This is a genomic window from Clostridium senegalense (genome assembly GCF_018916625.1).
GTDB lineage: Bacteria > Bacillota > Clostridia > Clostridiales > Clostridiaceae > Clostridium_J > Clostridium_J senegalense.
In genome coordinates, this window is sequence record NZ_JAHLNC010000001.1 from 242,997 (window position 1) to 266,237 (window position 23,241).

Genomic DNA, 23,241 nt, shown 5'->3' on the forward strand with positions numbered 1-23,241 from the left:
TCCTCCTTATGAAATTAAACTATTTAAGCTTATTTTTACCTAAAAAGAAAAATTTATTAATATAATGATAAATAATATTATTTTTTTCGAATAAAAAAAACTGGCTAAATAAGCCAGTTTAATTTTTATCTTATTATGTCATGTACTAGTGGTATATTATCTATATAATTTGCAGATATTACATAATTATCTAATATACCTTTTTTAGCCTTTTCTATGTTATTTTCATCATTTGAATGAATATATGCTAAAACATCTCCTTTAGAAACTTTTTCTCCTCTTTTTTTATTTAACACTATTCCTACTGCTAAATCTATTTCAGATTCTTTAGTTGCTCTACCTGCTCCAAGTTCCATTGCAACTATTCCCATTTTATCTGAATGTATTTTTTCAACTACTCCATCTTCTTCACTTAAAACTTCTACAACATATTTTGCCTTTGGAAGTTTTGATGTATCATCAATAACTGAAGTGTCTCCACCTTGAGAAGCAACAAATTCTTTAAGTTTTTCTAATGCTTTTCCATTTTCTATTACTTCTTTTAACATTTTTCTAGCTTCATCTCTATCTTTAGCTTTTTCAGCTAATATAATCATTTCACTTCCTAATGTTAAGCATAATTCTTCTAAATCTTTTGGTCCATTTCCTTTTAATGTTTCTATAGCTTCTTCAACTTCTAATGCATTACCTATAGCTAATCCTAAAGGTTGATCCATATCTGATAAAACAGCTATTGTATTTCTATTAACATTTTTACCGATGCTAACCATTTCTCTTCCTAATATACGAGCATCATCTACGGTTTTCATGAATGCTCCATCTCCAACTTTAACATCTAAAACTATTGCATCAGCACCAGAAGCTATTTTCTTACTCATGATACTTGATGCTATTAAAGAAACATTATCTACAGTTGCTGTAACATCTCTTAATGCATATATCTTTTTATCAGCTGGAACTAATTGAGCTGTTTGTCCTGATACAGCTATTTTTAATCTATTTACATTATCTATGAATTTTTCTTCGCTCATTGCAACTGAAAAATTCTCAAAAGTTTCTAATTTATCAACAGTTCCACCAGTGTGGCCAAGACCTCTACCTGACATTTTAGCAACAGGTACTCCTAAAGCTGCTACCATTGGAGTTAATATTAATGTTGTAGTATCTCCAACCCCACCTGTACTATGCTTATCTACCTTTATTCCTTCTATTTTTCTTAAATCTATAACATCTCCAGAATTCACCATTGCCATAGTTAAATCTGCTGTTTCTCTATCATTCATTTTTTGAAAGTATATAGCCATTAATAATGCAGACATTTGATAATCTGGAATCGTTCCATTAGTATAGTTTTCTATTATAAAATTTATTTCTTCTGTTGAAAGTTCTTCCCCATTTTTCTTTTTTAATATTAAATCGTACATTCTCATATTTTGTTACCTCCTATTCTGCATAATCGTGCAGAATTATTTTAACTTATTATTTAAAATTAAAAATTTAATTTTAAAGGTATATTTTAATATAAATTCTACATTAAATCAATATTAATTGTATATTATATTAACAAAAAGTACATATTTTATTAACTAAATGTACATATCTACTGTACAAATTACATATTTGCTTTATAAAATATTATAGATGTATCATTATTAATGATACATCTATAATTTATTTCTATTATAATTTTTCTATTATTGTTTTAACTAATGCAGTAAAATCTTTTTTTACGTTTGCAGAAGTTTCCATTACTTCTTCATGATTTAATGGTTGATCAAGTATTCCTGCTGCCATATTTGTTATACAAGAAATTCCTAAAACCTTTATTCCACAATGTCTAGCTGCTATAACTTCTGGAACTGTAGACATACCTACAGCGTCAGCTCCTAATATTCTAGCCATTTTAACTTCTGATGGTGTTTCATATGTTGGACCTGAGAACATCATATAAACGCCTTCTTTAAGTTTTAATCCTAAATCATTTCCAACTTTTTTAGCTATTGCTACATATTCTTTTGAATAAGCTTCAGACATATCTGGGAATCTTACACCTATTTCTTCATCATTTTCTCCTATTAGTGGGTTATTACCACAGAAGTTTATATGATCTTTTATTATCATTAAGTCTCCTGGTGTAAACTCAGTATTTACTCCACCAGCTGCATTTGTAACCATAAGAGTCTTTACACCTAAATTTTTCATAACATATATTGGTAATGATAATAATTGTATATCATACCCTTCGTAAAAATGGAATCTTCCTTGCATCATTATTACATTTTTTCCATTAAGCTTTCCAACTACAAATTGACCCTTATGACCTTGAACAGTTGATACTGGAAAGTTTGGTATTTCATTATATTTTATTACTACTTTTTCTTCTATATTATCAGCCATATCCCCTAAACCAGATCCTAATATTACACCTATTTCTGGTTTAAAGTTTAGTTTACTTTCTATGTATTTAACACTTTCTGTAACTATTTTCATATTCATAGCAGGTTCCTCCTAAATGACGTATTTATCTTAAAAAATTTTTATTTTAATATCTAGTTATTGTTTCTTCTTTTTTACTAACTCTATTTTTAATTTACACTTGAATTTATTTTATTATTTTATTTTTGAAACTTTCTCCATTTAGAGAGTTTTCTATATTTAATAAATCTAATATTGTCTTTCCTATATCACAAAAACTATTTCTTATTTGTAAATCAACATTATTTTTTAGATTTTTTCCATAAACTAATAATGGAGTGTATTCTCTAGAGTGATCTGTACTTTCATCTGTTGGATCGCATCCATGATCTGCTGTTAATATAAGAACATCCTCTTCTCCTAAAGCTTCCATTATTTCTGGTAGTCTTTTATCAAATTCCATTAAAGCATCTGCATATCCTTTTGGATCACTTCTATGACCATATTTCATATCAAAATCAACTAAATTTGTAAAAATTAATCCTTCTTTATCAGTTTTTAAGTATTCTAAAGTTTTATCTACTCCATCCATATTATCTTTTGTGTGAACAGCATCTGTGATACCTTTTTTATTAAATATATCTTCTATTTTTCCAACAGCCATTACAGATTTATTATTTTCCTTAATATAATCTAACATAGTTTTTCCAAATGGATCAACTGCATAGTCATGTCTATTGGAAGTTCTTTTAAAGTCACCTTTTTTACTTCCTAAAAATGGCCTTGCTATAACCCTTCCTACCATTTTATCACCAACTAGCATTTCTCTTGCTATTTCACACATTCTATAAAGTTCTTCTAGTGGTATTATTTCTTCATGTGCAGCAATTTGGAAAACACTATCTGCTGAAGTATAAACTATTGGGTATCCAGTTCTCATATGTTCCTCACCTAATTCATCTATGATAACTGTACCTGAAGCTACTGTATTTCCTAATATTTTTCTTCCAATTTTACTCTCAAATTCATCTATAATTTCTTTTGGAAATCCTTGTGGATAAGTTTTTAATGGTTGAGTTAATACTAAACCACTAATTTCCCAATGACCTGTTACAGTATCTTTTCCTTTTGAAAGTTCCATGACTTTTCCATAGTTTGCCATAGGATTTTCTAATGAATCAACATTTTTGATTTCTATTATATTACCTATTCCTAATTTCTGAAGATTAGGTAATGAAAATCCCTCTACTACTTTTGATATATTTCCTAGTGTATTAGTTCCAACATCTCCATATTCTTTAGCATCTGGAAGTTCTCCTACTCCTACACTATCCAATACAATTAGTGTAACTTTTTTTGTCATTTTTTTAGCTCCTTTCTAGATTTCTAGTTTTTATCCTGTTTTTAAATCATTGTATTTCAATTCTATATAAATATTATAATCGAAAAATCTTAATTATAATGGATTCTATAGTAATTAGAACAAGATATTACTATTTTAATATAAATATCATAAAATTTAAATAAAAAATCTTAACAACTTAGTAAATTTAAAGGTTTATTATAATTTTTAATAAATTTATAAGTTTTTATGCAATTATTTTTACCTATTATAAGTTTTATATAATACTTTCAATTTAAAAAACTACAACTTTTATTTATTTTTTACAAATATCATATTATGTTAATTATTAATATAACGTTTTAATTAAGGTTTTTCAAGTAAAATTCATTAACAATTGATTATATATCTGATTTTTAATATATATGCTGAATATAAACCTTTTTTTCCATATATTAGGCCCTTGGATGTGCTTTTTTGTAGATTTCTTCTATTTTGTTTTTTTGAGATATGAATGTATATATTTGTGTAGCACCAATACTGCTATGTCCAAGTAATTCTTGAACGGATTTTATATCTGCTCCATTTTGTATAAGGTGAACTGCAAAAGAATGCCTTAATGTATTAGCATTTATATACTTATTTATATTTGCTTCTTTAGCATAAATTTTTATTATTTTCCAAAATCCTTGACGTGTCATCTTTGTACCTTTTGTGTTTAAAAATAACGTTTCTACATGGTCTATATTAAAATTATCTCTTACTTTTAAATATTCTTTTAATGCTTTAACTGCAGCTCTACCTAATGGAATTATTCTTTCATTTCCATTCTTTCTTGTAACTTTAATATATTCCATTTCTAAATTTTTATCAAAAACAGTTAGATTTAAAATTTCACTTATTTTCATGCCAGTTGCATACATTATTTCTAGCATAGCTTTATCTCTAATTCCCTTGTCTGTAGTTGTATCTGGTTGTTCTAAAAAACTATCTACTTCTTCAACTGTTAAAATCTTAGGAATCTCTTTAACTTTTTTTGGAATATCATAGGCTAAAGTTGGGTCTTCTTCAACAAATTTATTTATAATAAGATATTTATAAAAATTTCTTATTGAAATTATATTTCTTATTACCGATGTATTTGCTTTGCCTTCCCTTTGTAGTTTTTCAGCATAAATCATTATAGTATCTGTATGTATTGAATTTAAATTTTCTTCTCTACTTTTTAAAAATTTAATAAAATTAGAAATATCTCTAGTATATGCCTCTATTGTGTTCTGTGATAAATTTTTTGAGTGTAAATTTTGAATATATTTTTTTAATAATTTTTCCATAATAATACCTCACTGTATACAAAAATGCCCTAATGGGCATTTAAAATAATTATATTCATATAATAAAACTTCAACCTGTTATAAACTAATAAAAACATTTTAATCTAAATGTAATTTTTTACAATATACTCACTTTTATGTTTCTCAAATTTATCATATGCAAATTTAAGAGTAATTTTAAAATCTTATAATAAAAGAAGTTCTAATTTTAATTTAATAATTTGTATATTTAAAAGCCTACAAAGTTTTTAAATATATAGATGTAATTATATAGTAATTCCAATGGTTTATCAACATTTCTACCGACTAAAATACTATTTTCATATACTTTTGTATTTTTAGTAAAAAAATATATAGTTATTTCTAATATATTCGGTAATATTATTCCCATAAAAATTAAAATTCCTAAAGTTTCTAGGTATAATAGTAAAAATTTTTTTACTTCGTAACTCATAGCTGCTCCTTTATTATACTATAAATCTTATTATAATTGGATTAATTAAACTTTCAATTCCTGAACCTATTATAATCACAATAGTTAACATAATAAAATTTTTCATATATTCTTTAGTTGTAAATGGATTAGTTAAATTTCTTTTTAATTTTATTAAATTCACAGAATATTTTATAGCTAAAACAGAGGCTATCACTATGCATGGTATATATATTAAATTCTGTGGCAATACAGAAAATATTCCTAGCAAGGCACCCTTATTAGCGAATTTTGAAATAAAAAAACTAAAAGAAAAGCCTAAGGTAAAACCTTTTACTATATTTAAAATCAAAATTACAGGTATACCTACAATAGTAATTCCTAAAATACCATACGCTAAAATGAATAATCCATTATTCTTAATAGCTTGTACAAATATAGCTTTGCTATTTATATCTTCTCCGGCTACAGATTGTAATATGATGTTAATATAACTCACCATAGTATCATTTTCAGCCGGTGTTAAATATTTTACACAACATATACCTAAAATTATTCCTACACAAATGCAAACTGTAGCAATAAAATATATTAGTGCATTATCATTTATATTTTTTAAAATTTTTTCTGATATAATATCTCTACTCATTTTTCCCTCCTAAGTTTTTTATTTATTACATGATTTATGTTTTTTTAATCCTTTATATCTATAAATATGAATTAATCTTTTATTATATGATTATTTTCTAAATGTGTTACTAAATTAATATAAGAAAAAAGATTGAATTATAATAAAAATTATACTTCAATCTTTTCAAATTATTTAAATTCTATTTATTATAAAAAACCTAATGCAGCTATGGTTTTTCCATCTATAACTTCACCATTTTTTATTTTTTCTTTTAATTTATCTATAGTTATTTCTTCCAACTCTATAAACTCATCCTCATCTCCACCTATAGTTCCATCATATAAACCTGTTGCTTTATATATATATATAATTTCATCACTAAATCCAGGAGTAGTTACTATTTTTCCTAAGAATTTCAAATTGTTAGCTTTATACCCTGTCTCTTCTTCCAATTCCCTTTGAGCGCATATGACCGGCTCTTCTCCAATTTCTAACTTTCCTGCTGGAATTTCTAATATAGTTTCATTTAAAGGTTTTCTAAATTGGTTAACTAAAAGAATAGTATTTTCATCCTTAAATGCTAAAATAGCCACAGCCCCTCTATGTTCAACTATTTCCCTTTTACTCGTCTTTCCATTTGGAAGCTTTACTTCTTCTATTTTTAAATTCAATATCTTTCCTTTGTGTATATAATTAGTACTTATTGTCTCTTCATAAAATTTCATAATATCCTCCAAAATATATTTTATTTTAAATATTAAACAAAAAACTTTTTTAATTAATATTTTATTATTAAATATTTACTATTTCAATATCCATTATCTTAATACAAATTCTGAACCATATAAACCATTTTTACACCAAGTTTTTTCTTTTACCAACTGTATATTCATTATTGAAAATAAAACTCTATTTTTTTATTTTTATATTGATATTTATAATAAACTTCTGGATCTTCACCTTTAACATAGACCATGTAATTATACCCACCAACATCCCAATTTTTTAAAAAATCTTCCACCACAATATCTTTTCTTTATATACCCTGTTTATCCATATAATCGAAAATAGTTTTCTTAGCACTATATCTACTTGTAAATATTGATATTGCAATAAAAATTATTATTAATAAGAATATAATAATAATCTTTTATTTTTTTATCAATTTATAATTCTAATCCCTGATCTTCATATATCTATAATCATACAATAACTTGTATTCATTAAAATATGCCATATTTAAGCTACTTATAACTTTTATTGAAGTCTACATCCTTAATTGCATTCTTAACCCTCATAACGCATTTAAACTACTTTAATAACTTAATAGATTATGTTCTAAGTATAACTTTATAATGTAATTGTTTAAATAAATTATTATGTTATTTAAACATCTACTTAAAATTACACCTACTATATATTTATAATACATTTTATAACTTTTTTGCTTTTAAATATTAGATAAATATTAATATAGTTTTTTATTACTTAATTTTAAATTCCAAATTATAATATTTTTTTTAATTTTTTACATGAAAAAGGCACACATTTAATCAAATATAATATAAATATTTAATAAAACATATACCTTTTCTTAACTTACATTTATTTATTATTTTAAAAATTATAAATTTAAAAAAATATCTGTTAGCTAACTCTATTTTTTAATCTTAATTTATCTGCAACCATAGCTATGAATTCACTATTAGTTGGCTTACCTTTATCATTATGAATAGTATATCCAAATAACTTATTAATTGTGTCTACTTGTCCTCTGCTCCAAGCTACTTCTATAGCATGTCTTATAGCTCTTTCAACTCTACTTGCAGTAGTATTGTATTTTTTAGCTATAGTTGGATATAATTCTTTTGTTACTGCTGATAAAAATTCTATATCATTTACAACTAAAGTTATAGCTTCTCTTAAATACATATATCCTTTAATGTGCGCTGGTACACCTATTTCATGAATTATATTAGTTATTTCTGTTTCTAAATTTACTGGTCCACTTTCAGCTGTTTTTGATATTGTTGGCACTTCTGATACAACTATAGGTTTTTTATTTTCATCACCTGTTATTGTGTTATTAAACATCTGTCTAATTCTCTTTGTAAATACATCCATATCAAATGGTTTAACTACATAATAATCTGCACCTAAAGTTATTGCCCTTTGTGTTATTTTATCTTGACCTACTGCAGATAAAACAATTATTCTTGGCATAGGATCTAAGTTCATACTATTTAATTTTTCAAGTACACCTAATCCATCTAAATGTGGCATTATTATATCTAAAACTACTAAATCTGGTTTTTTCTCTTCTATGAACTTTAATGCTTCTATACCATCTTTCGCTATAGCAACCACATTAATATCTTTTTGACTTAGTAAGTAGTCATTAAGAATATTACAAAATTCCTTATTATCATCTGCGATAAGTACACTGATACTATTTTGTTCCATATTATATACTCCCCTTTTCCTACTAATTACCATTTTCTAACAATCTATATTTTCGACAAAAGAAATATAATTCCTTCTTTTAAATTTAAAAAAAATGAATTTTGTAATTATTTTACACTTTTTCAAATTTAAAATTAAAATAATAAAATGCATAAGAACCCTCTCTTATACATTTTATTATTTTTCTTGGAAAAAATCTATCTATTTTGATAAAATATCTGAATCCCTTAGCATCCAGTCAATATATATACCATAACCAGTATCTGGCTTGTTAATTAACACATGTGTCACAGCACCTATTATTTTGCCATCTTGTATAATTGGACTACCACTCATACCTTGAACTATACCACCAACTTTACTTAAAAATTCCTCATCAGTAATTTTAATTACCATACTTTTAGATCCTGGTTCATTCTGTGGTAATAGTTTTTCAATTTCTATATCATAAAATCTCGGTTCATTTCCTTCAATTGTAGTTAATATTTGCGCCTTACCAATTTTTATCTCATCTCTTGATGCTATCGGTAATGGATTATTATAAACTCCATTTAATAATGAATCGTTACCTTTACCAAATATTCCACATTCCGTATTATACTCTATATTACCTAAACTACTAGTTTCATCTGTAAAAATCCCTCTTAATTCTCCTGGATTTCCTCTTTCTCCTTTTCTTACTGAAACTATGTTAGATGAAATTATTTCTCCGTTTGATATAGACATAATATTTCCTGTATCTACATCTGTTATTGGATGTCCTAATGCTCCAAATCTTTTGCTTTTTTCATCATAAAAAGTTAATGTTCCAACACCAGCTGTAGAATCTCTTACCCAAAGTCCTATTTTATATTTATCATCATCTAAGCATTTAACTGGTTTTAATTTAACATCCATAATATTTTTTTCTCTTTTAATTGTAATTAAAATTTCTTCGCCATTGCATCTATTTACAAAAGTTGCTACATCTTCTGAGCTGTTTATTTCTTCATTATTAATTTTTAATATGCTATCACCAATTTCTATTCCAGCTTTAGCTCCTGGACTAATTAAACCATTATTAGTTTGTATATCAGATAATGCTATTACTAAAGCTCCTTTAGTATTTAATTTTATTCCTAAAGGTTGGCCACCTGGGTATAATTTAATTTCGGAAGCTTTAGCATATAAATTTTTATTTGATTTTATAGAATCTTTGTTTATATTACTTACGCTAATATCTAGATTTTTAGTTTTAAGTATTCCTTCATTATAGCTATATGAATTATCTTTATTTAATTTAAAAGCCAATTCAATGTTTTCACCTAAATTTCCTGAACTAAAAATTATAGTAAAAAATATTATACTTGATATAAATAAAGATAATATATTATTTCTATTCTTTTTCATAATGCTATGCCTCCTTTTAACTTTGTATTTTTAAATTTCCCAAGTTTTAAATTTATTATGTTGATATTATATTTCTTTAAAAGTTAAAATCATAAGATGTTACTATTATTTAGATAAATTTTTAGTATAAGTTTGGAACATCAAATCCTTGTAACAATAAATATGTTTAGCTTTTAAAACTTAATTACTATTAATTCCTTTTTTCTTGTATTAAAATTTCCTTGTATATAACTTTTATTTATACATTTTTTTATATGATAAATTATATAAATATATCTCTTAATATATATTGTATGCTTAACTTATAAATAACTATTGTTATTTTTTGTAAATTAATTTTATTTTTTAATATTTATCTCTAAATATAGAACTTTAAAGTAAATTGTAAAGTCATTCATTTATCTAGTAGAAAATTTCTTTAATTTACCCTAAACTATTAACTCTTACTTTTCTATTGACTATAGTTATAATAACTTTTATCAAATTCCAACAAAAGTTTAATGAATAAACTTAAATATGAACTTATTTTCCTATATTATAAAAAATATATTCTATAATCATAAAAAATACCCTTCACTTAATAATTTTTTTAAAAATATATATTAATAGATAAAAAATTTAATTTACAAATTTATATAATAAAAAAACCATATGAAAATAAAATTTCAATCTTATTTTCATACAGTTTTTTTGTTTTTATACTATATTACGTTTTAATATATTAGCCATTTCTATCATTTCCTCTGAGTTATCTAGTGTTAATTTAGTTACTTCACTTCCACCTATCATTCTAGCTATCTCATATTTCTTCTCATTTTTATCCATTTTTCTTACTTTTGTAAAAGTTTTATCATTTGTAGATTCTTTTGCTATTAAATAATTATAATCTGCCATACTAGCTATTTGTGGTAAATGAGTTACACATAAAACTTGGTGATTTTTTGATATTAAATACATTTTTTCACCAACTCTTTGAGCTATTCTTCCACTTATTCCAGTATCAATTTCATCAAATATAACTGTTGGAATTTCATCTTTATCCACAAATACAGTTTTAAGTGCTAGCATTATTCTTGAAAGCTCTCCACCTGAAACTATCTCTTCCAATGGTTGAAGTGGTTGTCCAGGATTTGTTGATATATTAAATTGAACTTTATCCATACCATTAGAATAAATATTTTCTGTAAGCTCTATATTTATTTTAAATGTACTTTTATTAAGTCCTATATAATCTAATTCATTTTTTACTTTTTTTTCAAGTTCTTTCCCTATTAAAACTCTAATATTATGAATTTCTACTGCCTTTTCACCGATTTTTTTTTCTAATTCAGTTTTTTCTTTTTCAAGTTTTTCTATTATTTCACCAAAATTTGAAAGTTCATCAAAACGGACTTCTAAATCTTTTTTATAATTTAATATTTCTTCTATTGTTTCCCCATATTTTTTTTTAGCTATACCTAATTGATACATTCTTCCATTAACAAATTCTAATTCTTTTTCATCATAATATATATTATCTTTTATAGTTCTTATATCATCAATATTTTCTTCTATTATATAATAACAACTTTCTAGTGCAGATACTATTTTTTTTATTTCAGATTTATTATTTTCTATAGTTCTTAGTTCCTTAATAACATATGATAATCCATCTATAGTAGAATATCCTTCTTCTCCACTGTTTCTTAACATACTATATGACAGTAATAAACTCTTTTCTATTTTTTCTGCATTAGATAACATTGAAAAACTTTCTTGTAATTCTTCATCTTCACCTATTTTAGGATTTATATTTGATATTTCATCAATTTGAAATTTTATAAAATCCATATTTTTTTCTCTATCGTTATTATTACCTTTTAACTCTTTTATTTTTGATTCTATTGAAGATAATCTTTCATATAATGTTTTATATTCATCCAATAAAATAGTTATATTTTCACTTCCAAAAGCATCTACGTATACTATATGATTAGAATTATCTAAAAGATTTTGATTTTCATGTTGGCCATGTATATCTAATATAGATTCACTAATAAGCTTAATTTTTGATAAAATTAAAGTTTTACCATTAGCTTTAGCTATAGTTTTACCAGTGTTAAAACTTTCTCTTGTTAACACTAATACATCATCATAATCTACTTCTAACATATTTAGTGTAGATTTTATTCTTTCATTTTCTATTGTAAATATTGCTTCAACTACAGTTTTTTCTTCCCCAACTCGTATAAGATTTTTATTAAATTTTCCACCTAAAACAAAATTAATAGCATCTATCAATATAGATTTTCCAGCTCCAGTCTCACCGGACAAGACATTGAAACCATTTTCAAAATCAATAGAAAGTTCTTCTATTAATGCAAAGTTCTTAATATTTAATTGTAACAACATAATACATCAACCCTATCTATGAATCAATTTCTGTATTCTATCAAATATCTCATTAGATTTTTCATCACTTCTAGTTATAACAAGGACTGTATCATCTCCTGCTATTGTACCTGCAACACCATCAAATGCAAATGAATCCAAAGCATCTGCTACTAAACCTGCTGATGCTGTTATTGTCTTTACAACTAAAAACTTATCTATCTTTTCAACTGAAGTGGCAGTTTTAGAAAACATATTAGCCATTGCATTAGGATTGTATCCTGTCACTTTACTAGATGCTGCATATTTATATTTTCCATCATGAGATAAAATTTTTATAAGATTTAATTCTTTTATATCTCTTGAAACTGTAGCTTGAGTTACATTAATACCATCGTTCCTCAGTTCTTCTGCTAATTCTTCTTGTGTTTCAATATCTTTACTTTTTATTATTTCATAAATTTTATTATGCCTTAAACTTTTCACTAATTATCACCTTCACATTGTATTGATCTTGAAATTATTTTTGTTCTTAATAAGTCAAAATAATTATAGTCATCAAAATTTATTAAGTTGCATTTTCTTGTCATTTTTTCTATATAAACTTCCTCTTTGTCTTTCAATTCTATTACTGATTGACCATCTACACATAAGTATGAACCACCATCTTGAGAATTAATCATTATTGATATTTTATTATTAGAGTCTAATATTATAGTTTTGCTTCCTATAGAAATTGGACATATAGGTGTAACTCCTATAACCTCTAATGTTGGATATATAATTGGTCCGCCTGCTGACAAAGCATATGCTGTAGATCCTGTTGGAGTAGAAATTATAAGACCATCCGCCTTATAATTTATATAAAAACTTCCATCTATATATATATCATAATTTATAACGCGAGAAAAGCTTCCTTTAGAAATAACTATTTCATTTAGAGCTGAATAATAATATTCCTCATTTCTCTCTGGTAAAGAACACTTTATCATCATACGTTTATTTATTGTATATTCATTGGATTTTATGCGCTTAATCCCACTTTCTAATCGAGAAAGCTCTATACTTGTTAAAAATCCTAAATGACCTATATTAACAGCTAATATTGGCGTTTCAAATTTTTCTACTGCTCTTGCTGCTCTTAAGATAGTACCATCTCCACCTAAAGCTATTAAAAAATCTAAATTTTCGCCTTTTTCACTGTCTAAGTTTAAGGAATCATAAAATTTATATATGTTACATTGTTTAAAATATCTTTTAACTATTTTTTCTACTTCAATTACTATTGTGCCTTTACTATCCTTTTTAGAATTAATATTTATCCCTATATTCTTCATACTTCCTCCATTGATAAACTGGAATGAGATATTTTAGCTATTCTTTCTATTTCATCCACTGAGAATATATTATTTGTATTTATAGACTTAGAAAAATATACCAAATATTCTATATTGCCGTTAGGTCCTTTAATAGGAGAATAATCTAAACCTAGTACAGTTAATCCAATTGATTCTATAAATTTAACAATTCTAAATATAACTTCTATATGGTCTGTAACCTTTTTAACTACTCCTTTTTTATTAACTTTTCCTCTGCCAACCTCAAATTGTGGTTTTATAAGGGCTATAATCTTACCATTTTCATTTAAAAGATTTGCTACTGACGGAATTACCTTTTCCAATGATATAAACGAAACATCTATTGAAGCAAAATCAGAAAGTTCTTCAAAATCCTCTGAAGTTAAATATCTTGCATTTACACCTTCCATAGATATAACTCTATTATCCTCTTTTAATTCCTTTACAAGCTGATCATGTCCTACATCTATAGAATATACTTTAGTAGCACCTTCTTTTAACATACAATGTGTAAAACCACCTGTAGATGCTCCAATGTCTAGGCAAATTTTATCCTTTAAATCTATGTTAAAACTTTTTATAGCTTTTTCTAACTTTAATCCACCTCTGCTAACATAAGGTATTGTTTCACCTCTAAGTTCTATTTGTGAATCTTTATAAATTTTTTTACCACACTTAACTTCTTTTAATCCATTTACATAAATCTTGCCTTCGTTTATATATTCTTTTGCTTTTTCTCTTGAAGGTGCAATTTCTTTATTATGCACTAAAATATCTAGTCTAATTAAGTTCTCGCTCATGCCTACTCCTTTATAATGCACTAATAATACTATTATAGATTCCCTTTGGATCTAATCCATAAGTCTTATATAATATATCAACTGATCCATGAGGTATAAATTCATCATCAAATCCTAAGTTAATAACTTTAGTGCTATTATAATTCTTTTTATTTATATATTGTAATACTAAATCTCCTAGTCCACCATTTATTATATTATCCTCTACAGTAACTACCATACTAATCCCATCGTTTATAAGTTTATCAATTAAGTTAGTGTCTATTGGCTTAATAAAACATGAATTAATTACAGTACAATCTATATCTCTTTGAAGTAACTGTTCTTTAGCTATAATTGCATGTTGTACCATTTTTCCTGTGGCCAAAATTGCTATTTTACCTTTTATACCTTGTAGTACTTCCCATTTACCTTTTTCCATGTTTTTTATAGGTGACAGATGTACATTTGCCATATCTCCACCTCTAGGATATCTTATAGCAACTGGATAATTTGCAGTAACAGCAAAGTTTAACATTACATTTAATTCATCTACACATTTAGGACTTATTATTGTCATATTAGGTATATGTGATAAATACGACAAATCAAATATTCCTTGATGTGTTTCACCATCTTGACCTACAATTCCTGCTCTATCTATAGCAAAAACCACAGGTAAATTTTGTAATGCCACATCATGTAATACCTGATCATATCCTCTTTGTAAGAAAGTTGAATATACCACAAAAACAGGTTTCAATCCTGAAACTGCCATTCCTGCCGCCATAGTTACAGCATGTTGTTCTGCTATACCTACATCGAAAAATCTTTGTGGAAATTGCTTAGCAAAGCTACCTAGCCCTGTGCCTTCAGGCATAGCCGCTGTTATAGCTACTACATCTGGATTAGCCTTAGCTATATTTATCATTTCTTCACCAAAAGCTGATGAATAGCTCTTACTACTACTTCCATTAATTTTTCCATTACAAGAATTAAAGGGTCCTACTCCATGAAATTTGTGAGGAGCTTTCTCTGCAAAAGGATATCCTTTTCCTTTTTTAGTTATTGTATGTATAATTACTGGTCCATTAAAATTTTTAGCCATTTTTAGAACTTTACTCATTTCCTTTATATTATGGCCATCTATAGGTCCTAAATATTTAATACCCATATCTTCAAAAAACATTCCTGGCACAAATATTTGTTTTATACCACCTTTAATTTTATGTATTGAATTTACCATACCTTTTCCTACAGTAGGTATTTTTTCTAACTTAGTTGTAACTCCAGTTTTTAATTTATTATACCCGCTATCTAGTCTTATTTCACTTAAATATGATGAAACTCCCCCTACATTTTTTGAGATTGACATTTCATTATCATTTAATATTATTATTAATTTACTTTTATTATCGCCAACATCATTTAATGCTTCCATGGCCATTCCACCAGTTAAAGCACCATCACCTATAACAGCTATAATACTGCTATCTTGTTTTTTTAAGTCTCTAGCTCTTGCCATTCCCAATGCTGCTGAAATTGATGTACTACTATGTCCTGTATTAAAAAAATCATATTGACTTTCATCTCTTTTAGGAAATCCACTTAATCCATCAAATTGTCTTAAAGTACCAAACAACTCTTTTCTTCCAGTTAATACCTTATGTACATAACTTTGATGACCAACATCCCAAACTATTTTATCTTTATTAAAATCAAATACATTAAATAGGCTAATTGTTAATTCAACTATACCTAAATTTGAAGCTAAATGTCCGCCAGTTACTGAAACTTTTTCTATAAGAAATTGTCTTATTTCACTTGCAAATTCATTTAGCTCATTTAAATTCATATATCTTATACTATTAAAATCACTATAATTATCTAAGTACTTTGTCATTTTCATTATCCTCTTTTTTACAAAATATATTATTTTCGTAACCGTAAAAATTATATCATATTTTACAAAATAGCAAAATTACTCTTCTATAAAATCGCATCATAATATTATAAATCATTAAAGATTAAATAATCTTTTTAGTCTACTGACTTTTCCCCTTAAATTTATTTTTATAATTTAATTTTTATAATTACCTTTCAATTTATTATAAAATTCCAAGTTAACTTTTTAATTTATTGTTTAGAAAACCTAGATGCCGTAATAAAGTAACAACAAACTTATAACTCATTTAACTAAGGGTTAAGCTTGTTTTACTATATTAATAAAAGGTGGTGATATACTAAGTAAAATTTGCGGCTTAGGTCTAGTAGGATTTCCCATAGAATAACTAAAATGTCGCCATTTTAGCAGTTTCCTTTTAATATTCTATCTATACTGTTGCCATATATAGAACTAGATTACCACTTAGTCCACACTACAATCCCTAATATACCTTAAAAATAAACAGTCTAGGAGATTTCCTCAACAGTTAGGTATCTTTTTATCCTCTTTTGCAACATAGGTTTCAGTAAGCAATAATCTTAATACTTTGGCCTCAATATTAAGATCTGATCCTACCTCCACCTATATCACTCAAGGCAAGCTACTCTGCACATAGCTCAGTTTACCACAATGCAGGTTTAATCCATTGCCGTACTTTGGATATCTCTCCCAAAGCACATACAATGGTCTCCACGAATGTAGGGTCAGTTACGCATGCCTTTGCGCTTGCCCCACATTCTTACTCCCAGCACCAACCCAAAACTGGGCGTTTTAAGCCAGCACAAGGAACTTCATCGATATGCTCTTCAACGGATTTTTAGCCCCGTCTTCAAAGATACTTACCTGACTAGAATACTGCACCACCTTTTTTATCACATTATATCATATGCATTTAAAATGTCAAAATCTCCATTTTACTGCTTTTTCCTTCATTTTTCTTTTCTTTAGCATTAAAAATAATTAAGCTTTTCCTATATTCTCATACTGCTTAAAATTATCAAATTTATATTTTAGATTAATGAAATATTACAATCAATAATTTCTTTTTAACAAGAATTCAGTAAGCTCTATTAGTAAATCCACATTTTTATTTAATTGTTTTAATAATTGAATACATTCATCAGTTAAGTTTTCGCAATATTCTTTACATTTTTCTAGACCATACATTGTAATAAAATTACTTTTTAAATTATCCTTATCACTTAAACTTTTTCCAGCTGCTTTCTCATCGCCAATTACATCTAAAATGTCATCCTTGACTTGAAATGCTAAACCAATTTTTTCTCCATACTCACTTAATATTTCTAACTCTTTTTCAGTAGCCTCTCCTAGTATAGCACCACTTAATACTGACGCTTTTATAAGCTGTCCTGTTTTATTTTTATGCATCTTTAAAAGCATTTCTTCAGATACTTTTTTATCTTCACTTTCAATATCTATGATTTGACCTAATATCATACCTTCTGCACCAGCAGCTTCAGCTATTAATTTAGATGCTTTAACTTTTCTTGCTTCTAAACTCATGCACTGATTAAACATTATAATCATGGATTCATTTAATAGTCCATCACCTGCTAATATGGCTCTAGCTTCTCCAAATTTTTTGTGATTAGTGGGCATTCCTCGTCTTAAATCATCATCATCCATACTTGGTAGATCATCATGTATCAATGAGTACGTATGAATCATTTCCATTGACAAAGCAAAAGGTAGTGCCTCTTCATATTTTTCTTTATATAAATTATAAGTTAAAAGTAAAAGTATTGGTCTTATTCTTTTGCCCCCAACTTTCATACTATAAAGCATTGGCTCTAAATACTTTTTTAAACCTTCTGGCTTTGCATCAAAATATTCCAATATGTATTTTTCTATTAAATTTTTAAAGTCCTTAATATCCATTTTACATCCCTCACTAATTATAACTTATTATTCTATACTAAATTCCTCTTCATTCTCTCCTGATAATATTTTTATTTTTCCCTCATAACCATTTAAAATTTTATATAAATCATTACAAAGTTTTATTCCTTCTTCATATTTTTTCATAGATTCTTCTAAAGTTAATTGACTATTTTCCATTACGTCTACTATATCTGTAAGTTTTGAAAATTTTTCTTCATAGCTTTCTTTTTTTCTTGCCATTAAAATTCCCCCTTCTCTTCTATAATGAAATTACTATCTCCATTCTTTAGTTGAATTCTTACCTCTTTTACTTTTTTTAATTCACCAATATCAGGTATTATATTGTTTTTATTATCATATATAAGAGAATAGCCTTTATTCAAAACGTTTAATGGATTATGAGCAGTTAATAAGTTATATTTATTACTTATTTCACTTTTTTCTTTTTCAAATATATTTTTTATTTTTGATTCTAAAATCTGTTTATATTTATCTATATTATTATATTGGTTAACCAAAAAATTTTCTGGACTATTTAATTCTAATTTTTTTTCATATAAATCTATATTCCTTTTTTCTTGATTTACTCTTCTTTCCATACTAATATACATATTGTTTTTCAATACTTGTATTTTTTCTTCTATTTGTGATAAGGTTGGAACAACTATTTCAGCCGCTTGTGATGGCGTAGATGCCCTTTTATCAGAAACAAAATCACTTATAGTAAAATCTGTTTCATGACCTACCCCTGTTATTATAGGTTTTTTAGATTTTACAATAGCTCTTGCTACAATTTCTTCATTGAAAGCCCAGAGTTCTTCTATAGACCCACCACCACGTGCAAGTATAATAACATCTATATCATCTATAGAATTTAACTTTTCTATGGATTTCACTATGTCATCCTTTGCCTTGATTCCTTGTACTAATGTTGGACATATTAAAATGTTAACATTAGGATTTCTCATTTTTGCTACATTTATAATATCTCTAATTGCTGCTCCTGTATTAGATGTTATAACACCTATTCTTCTCGGAAACCATGGTAGTGATTTTTTTCTATTTTCGTCAAATAATCCTTCTATTTCTAGTTGTTTTTTTAATTTTTCAAAAGCTACAAACAAATCACCAACACCATCCACTTCTATATGATTGCAATAAAGTTGGTAAACTCCCTCTTTTTCATATACTGATATTCTTCCACTAACAACAACATTCATACCATTTTCTGGTATGAATGTTAATGAATAAGTATTGCTTTTAAACATAACGCAATTTATTTTAGAAGAATAATCTTTTAATGAAAAATATATATGTCCACTACTATGAATTTTTACATTAGATAACTCTCCTTTTATTTTTGAATTACTAAGAATAAAATCGTTATCCAATGTCTTTTTTATATAACTATTTAAAGTAGAAACTGTTATTATTTTATCGTACATTTTTCTCCCATGCCTCACATGTATTTTTTATAAGCATTGTTGTTGTCATAGCTCCAACACCGCCTGGTACTGGTGTTAAATATGATGCTATATCTATAACTTCATCGTAAACTACATCTCCCTTTATTTTACCTTCTACCATTGTAGTTCCAACGTCTATAACTACTGCACCCTCTTTTACAAAATCTTTAGTAACAAACCCTGGTCTACCTATAGCAGCTACTAATATATCAGCTTCTTTGCATACATCTTTTAAATCTTTAGTTCTTGAGTGACATATTGTAACTGTCGCATTTTCATTTAATAATAATTGTGCTGCTGGTTTACCAACTATATTACTTCTACCTATAACAACAGCTTTTTTTCCTTCTATGTTAGGTTCTACAAATTTTATAATTTCTATTACACTTTTAGCTGTACACGGGATAAAACACTTATCTCCTTTATATAAAAGTCCTATATTAACATCTGTAAGTCCATCTATATCTTTTTTATAACTTATAGAAGATGTAACCCTTTTTTCATCAAATTGCTTAGGTAATGGTAATTGAAGTATTATTCCATCCACATTAGTATCTTCATTTAGTTCATTTATCTTTTTTATAAGTTCTTCTTCAGTAATAGCTTCATCTAATACTATAGATGTATATTTCACGCCTAATGACTCACTAAGTTTTTGCTGATTTTTCATATAGGAAATTGAACCCCCATCATTTCCTACTAAAACAGCAACCATTGAAGGTCTTCTAACACCTTTTGAAACCTTTTCCTCAATTAAATTCTTAATATTTTCCCTATAAGTTTTAGCAATCTCTTTTCCTTCAATTCTTTTACCCATTTGTATGCTCCCCCTTTTTAAATAAATAGATCAATTCTAATCTATTTTAGATTTTTATATTGTTTATTTTATAAAAGTAATTTAACTAACATTATAAAACATTTTACCATATATTATAATGTTAATTATTACATATATTATATTAATATATCATCAATTGTTCAACTTGTAAAAAAACCAATTTACCTAAATTATATGTTTTTAAAGTAATTTGTAAAATTATTTACTTAAAAGCTTAGATGCTAAAAATAGTGAGCTGTATTGCTAATTATTTGCAATTCAATACTATATCTTTTTTAAAAACATTTCAAACTATTTAATAAATCTAAATAGAAGCTTATTTTCCTATATAACTATAATCTTAAATATTAGTTTAAGTTTATTAGTTACTTTAAATAATATTCATGAAATTATAAAACAAGCTGAAATTTTAATTTATATTTACCAGTGGATAAATGCTTAAATGACACATTGAAAAATAAATTTTTTAAATTCAAAATCAATTGATAATATCATTTTACTATTAGTAAATTAAAACTTCAGCATACTTTTTATTAATTTATTTTAAAAATTTTAGACTTAAAACATATTGTTATTTTGCACTAGTAAAATTATAATTTATCTACTACTAAATATCTCTAATTATATTAAATTTAAGGTTTTAACTTAAAATCCACTTTATACCTTTATCAAATGAGAATTTATATATTACATTCGACTATCTAATTTAATATATATGCAACTTATTAACTTTTTTACTTATTAAAGTCTGCTAATATCTTTACTTAACAAAATTTCTCACGAATAAGTAGATTATAGATATCCTCACCAGTGAATACATGCTCGAAAGTAGCTTAAATTCATGAACAGATTTGAAATAAATCCTTTATGCAGTTCATGATCAAATTAAAATTCGAGCTTATCTCACTATCTCTATATAAATTTAAAAGTAAACTTTGATAATTTTTTTAAAATTTACAAACTTAATTTCTCTTTATATTACTCTAAGGCAATTTTTATGTATAACTTATTATTTTTTTATTATGCTGTTTAATACACCATTAACAAAGGATGCTGAATTATCTTCTCCATATTTTTTAGCAAGCTCTATAGCTTCATTTAGTGAAACTTTATTAGGAATCTCTTCCTCAAATAATATTTCACAAACTGCTAATTTAAGAATTGATAAATTTATTTTAGATATTCTATCAATTTTCCATTTAACTAAATTATTTGATATTGTTTCATTTATCAAATCTAAATTATCATTTACATTTTTTAATATTCTTATTATGTAAGAAAAATCAACATCATCTAATTTTACCTCTGTATTTTCCTTAAAATTTTCTATAGTAGACATATAATCTTCTTTATTAATTGACATTTCAAATAATAGCTTCATAGCTATATCTCTTGTTTTTCTTCTATTCATAAGTTCCTCCTATAAATTAAATGTTTTTCTTATAAACTCACTAAAAAAAATTATTTACTTATTTATTTTCAAACGAAGATAATTATATCATAAATACATGAAATTGAAAAACAAAACCCTCCACAAAGGGAGGGATATTTTTAAATTTCTTTTTCTTCTTTATCTGGTTTAGGGAGTATAACATTCTGAACATATATATTAACGGCAGAAACTGTTAACCCTGTCATTGTTTCAACGGTTCTTTTTACATTTTTTTGAACTTTCTCCGAAACTTCTGTTATGTTAATACCATACTCAACAACCACGTGTAAGTCTATTGTAGTACTATTTTCTTCTAAAGTTACCTTTACACCCTTAGATACATTCTTTTTCATTGGAAATAATTGACTTATTTCACCAGTTTTAGAACTCATTTCAACGATGCCTTTTATCTCAGATGCCGCTAACCCAGCAATAACACTTACAACTTCATCAGATATTTTTACAATTCCTATTTCTTCATTTAAATCTTCAAATTGTCTATTCTCTTCCATACTAGTACCCCCTTATTTATCGTAGGTAAAACTTGTTAAAAATATTATATCAGATAAAGATTTATATTACAAATACTATTCTATAACCTTTATTTGAACATTTTTTATGTTAGCCTTGCTTACTACTACATCTTTTATTTGTCTTAATTGTTGGTCACTTAATTCTTTTTCATGTTTTACTACTATATTTGCTTTTTCATCTTCTAATTCACATACAACTTCTTCGAATCCTTGAGCTTTTAAAGCCAATTCTATATTTGTTTCTTTGTCTCCTCTTAAAGCTAAATTCTTATATTCTTCTGCTGCTTCTTTCTTTTGTTCTGCTGGAGTTTTATCATTATCTAATAGACTCTTTAATGTTTGAGTTGCTTTATTTCTTGCTTGATCTCTACTTAATTTTGCTTCTGTAAAATAACTACTACTGCTTGTAGTTTTACTTTTCTCCTTATTTTTGCTATCTTTATCATTAGCTGCTGTTTCACCTATAAATTCTCCATCAGTAACATATAAAGGTGAGTTAACTTGAGTTGCTGCATATCCACATAACACTACAACTAATAGTAGTGCTGAAATGATTAATGTTTGTTTTTTATTCATTTTTATATTCCCCCCAATTTTTATTTCTAACTAAT

At 26.0% G+C, this 23,241-nt stretch carries 22 protein-coding genes; all 22 read right to left on the bottom strand.

Annotated features, from left to right (window positions below; all coding sequences use genetic code 11):
- Positions 1 to 125: 125 nt before the first annotated feature.
- Positions 126 to 1,430: a pyrimidine-nucleoside phosphorylase gene (locus KQI36_RS01220; protein ID WP_216449322.1), complete on the bottom strand. Its 1,305-nt coding sequence runs from the start codon at positions 1,428 to 1,430 to the stop codon at positions 126 to 128.
- Positions 1,431 to 1,680: 250 nt separating this feature from the next.
- Positions 1,681 to 2,496, bottom strand: coding sequence for a purine-nucleoside phosphorylase (locus KQI36_RS01225; protein WP_216449324.1), 816 nt, complete (start codon positions 2,494 to 2,496; stop codon positions 1,681 to 1,683).
- 106 nt (positions 2,497 to 2,602) lie between these two features.
- Entirely contained in the window at positions 2,603 to 3,778 is a 1,176-nt protein-coding gene (locus KQI36_RS01230; protein WP_216449326.1) for a phosphopentomutase, read from the bottom strand.
- Between the two features lie 434 nt (positions 3,779 to 4,212).
- A complete protein-coding gene (gene xerD, locus KQI36_RS01235) occupies positions 4,213 to 5,091 on the bottom strand; it encodes a site-specific tyrosine recombinase XerD (protein WP_216449327.1) in 879 nt (292 codons plus the stop codon).
- A gap of 229 nt (positions 5,092 to 5,320) precedes the next feature.
- On the bottom strand, positions 5,321 to 5,545 hold the full coding sequence (locus KQI36_RS01240) for a hypothetical protein (RefSeq protein ID WP_216449328.1): 225 nt from the start codon (positions 5,543 to 5,545) through the stop codon (positions 5,321 to 5,323).
- A gap of 13 nt (positions 5,546 to 5,558) precedes the next feature.
- A complete protein-coding gene (gene spoIIM, locus KQI36_RS01245) occupies positions 5,559 to 6,173 on the bottom strand; it encodes a stage II sporulation protein M (RefSeq protein WP_216449330.1) in 615 nt (204 codons plus the stop codon).
- 188 nt (positions 6,174 to 6,361) lie between these two features.
- Complete coding sequence (locus KQI36_RS01250) at positions 6,362 to 6,880, bottom strand: NUDIX hydrolase (RefSeq protein ID WP_216449332.1); 519 nt, start codon at positions 6,878 to 6,880, stop codon at positions 6,362 to 6,364.
- Between the two features lie 167 nt (positions 6,881 to 7,047).
- Positions 7,048 to 7,176 carry a hypothetical protein gene (locus tag KQI36_RS17810; protein ID WP_280527021.1) on the bottom strand — a complete coding sequence of 43 codons (129 nt, stop codon included), beginning with the start codon at positions 7,174 to 7,176 and terminating at the stop codon, positions 7,048 to 7,050.
- Positions 7,177 to 7,802: 626 nt separating this feature from the next.
- Positions 7,803 to 8,618, bottom strand: a complete 816-nt coding sequence (gene spo0A, locus KQI36_RS01255; protein WP_010292251.1) for a sporulation transcription factor Spo0A — start codon at positions 8,616 to 8,618, stop codon at positions 7,803 to 7,805.
- A 201-nt stretch (positions 8,619 to 8,819) separates the two neighbouring features.
- Positions 8,820 to 10,007: a SpoIVB peptidase gene (gene spoIVB / locus KQI36_RS01260; protein WP_216449334.1), complete on the bottom strand. Its 1,188-nt coding sequence runs from the start codon at positions 10,005 to 10,007 to the stop codon at positions 8,820 to 8,822.
- Between the two features lie 696 nt (positions 10,008 to 10,703).
- Positions 10,704 to 12,398 (bottom strand): DNA repair protein RecN, encoded by a 1,695-nt coding sequence (gene recN, locus KQI36_RS01265; protein ID WP_216449336.1) that lies wholly within the window; start codon positions 12,396 to 12,398, stop codon positions 10,704 to 10,706.
- Positions 12,399 to 12,410: 12 nt separating this feature from the next.
- Entirely contained in the window at positions 12,411 to 12,863 is a 453-nt protein-coding gene (locus tag KQI36_RS01270) for an arginine repressor (protein WP_010292255.1), read from the bottom strand.
- The gene (locus KQI36_RS01275) at positions 12,863 to 13,714 is read right to left on the bottom strand and encodes an NAD(+)/NADH kinase (RefSeq protein ID WP_216449338.1); all 852 of its coding nucleotides are present in this window, start codon (positions 13,712 to 13,714) and stop codon (positions 12,863 to 12,865) included. The genes KQI36_RS01270 and KQI36_RS01275 overlap by 1 nt, the downstream gene beginning before the upstream one ends.
- Positions 13,711 to 14,535: a TlyA family RNA methyltransferase gene (locus KQI36_RS01280; protein ID WP_216449340.1), complete on the bottom strand. Its 825-nt coding sequence runs from the start codon at positions 14,533 to 14,535 to the stop codon at positions 13,711 to 13,713. The genes KQI36_RS01275 and KQI36_RS01280 overlap by 4 nt, the downstream gene beginning before the upstream one ends.
- A 10-nt stretch (positions 14,536 to 14,545) precedes the next feature.
- Complete coding sequence (gene dxs, locus KQI36_RS01285) at positions 14,546 to 16,417, bottom strand: 1-deoxy-D-xylulose-5-phosphate synthase (protein ID WP_216449341.1); 1,872 nt, start codon at positions 16,415 to 16,417, stop codon at positions 14,546 to 14,548.
- Between the two features lie 1,074 nt (positions 16,418 to 17,491).
- Positions 17,492 to 18,358: a polyprenyl synthetase family protein gene (locus KQI36_RS01290; protein WP_216449343.1), complete on the bottom strand. Its 867-nt coding sequence runs from the start codon at positions 18,356 to 18,358 to the stop codon at positions 17,492 to 17,494.
- A 27-nt stretch (positions 18,359 to 18,385) separates the two neighbouring features.
- Entirely contained in the window at positions 18,386 to 18,601 is a 216-nt protein-coding gene (locus KQI36_RS01295; protein WP_216449345.1) for an exodeoxyribonuclease VII small subunit, read from the bottom strand.
- Positions 18,601 to 19,806, bottom strand: coding sequence for an exodeoxyribonuclease VII large subunit (xseA, locus tag KQI36_RS01300; protein ID WP_216449346.1), 1,206 nt, complete (start codon positions 19,804 to 19,806; stop codon positions 18,601 to 18,603). Before xseA ends, KQI36_RS01295 begins: the two co-directional genes overlap by 1 nt.
- The gene (locus tag KQI36_RS01305; RefSeq protein ID WP_216449347.1) at positions 19,796 to 20,644 is read right to left on the bottom strand and encodes a bifunctional 5,10-methylenetetrahydrofolate dehydrogenase/5,10-methenyltetrahydrofolate cyclohydrolase; all 849 of its coding nucleotides are present in this window, start codon (positions 20,642 to 20,644) and stop codon (positions 19,796 to 19,798) included. Before KQI36_RS01305 ends, xseA begins: the two co-directional genes overlap by 11 nt.
- A 1,030-nt stretch (positions 20,645 to 21,674) precedes the next feature.
- Entirely contained in the window at positions 21,675 to 22,076 is a 402-nt protein-coding gene (gene nusB / locus KQI36_RS01310) for a transcription antitermination factor NusB (RefSeq protein ID WP_010292269.1), read from the bottom strand.
- 140 nt (positions 22,077 to 22,216) lie between these two features.
- Positions 22,217 to 22,609, bottom strand: a complete 393-nt coding sequence (locus KQI36_RS01315; RefSeq protein WP_010292270.1) for an Asp23/Gls24 family envelope stress response protein — start codon at positions 22,607 to 22,609, stop codon at positions 22,217 to 22,219.
- A 75-nt stretch (positions 22,610 to 22,684) separates the two neighbouring features.
- Positions 22,685 to 23,206 carry a SpoIIIAH-like family protein gene (locus KQI36_RS01320; RefSeq protein ID WP_010292273.1) on the bottom strand — a complete coding sequence of 174 codons (522 nt, stop codon included), beginning with the start codon at positions 23,204 to 23,206 and terminating at the stop codon, positions 22,685 to 22,687.
- Between the last annotated feature and the right edge of the window lie 35 nt (positions 23,207 to 23,241).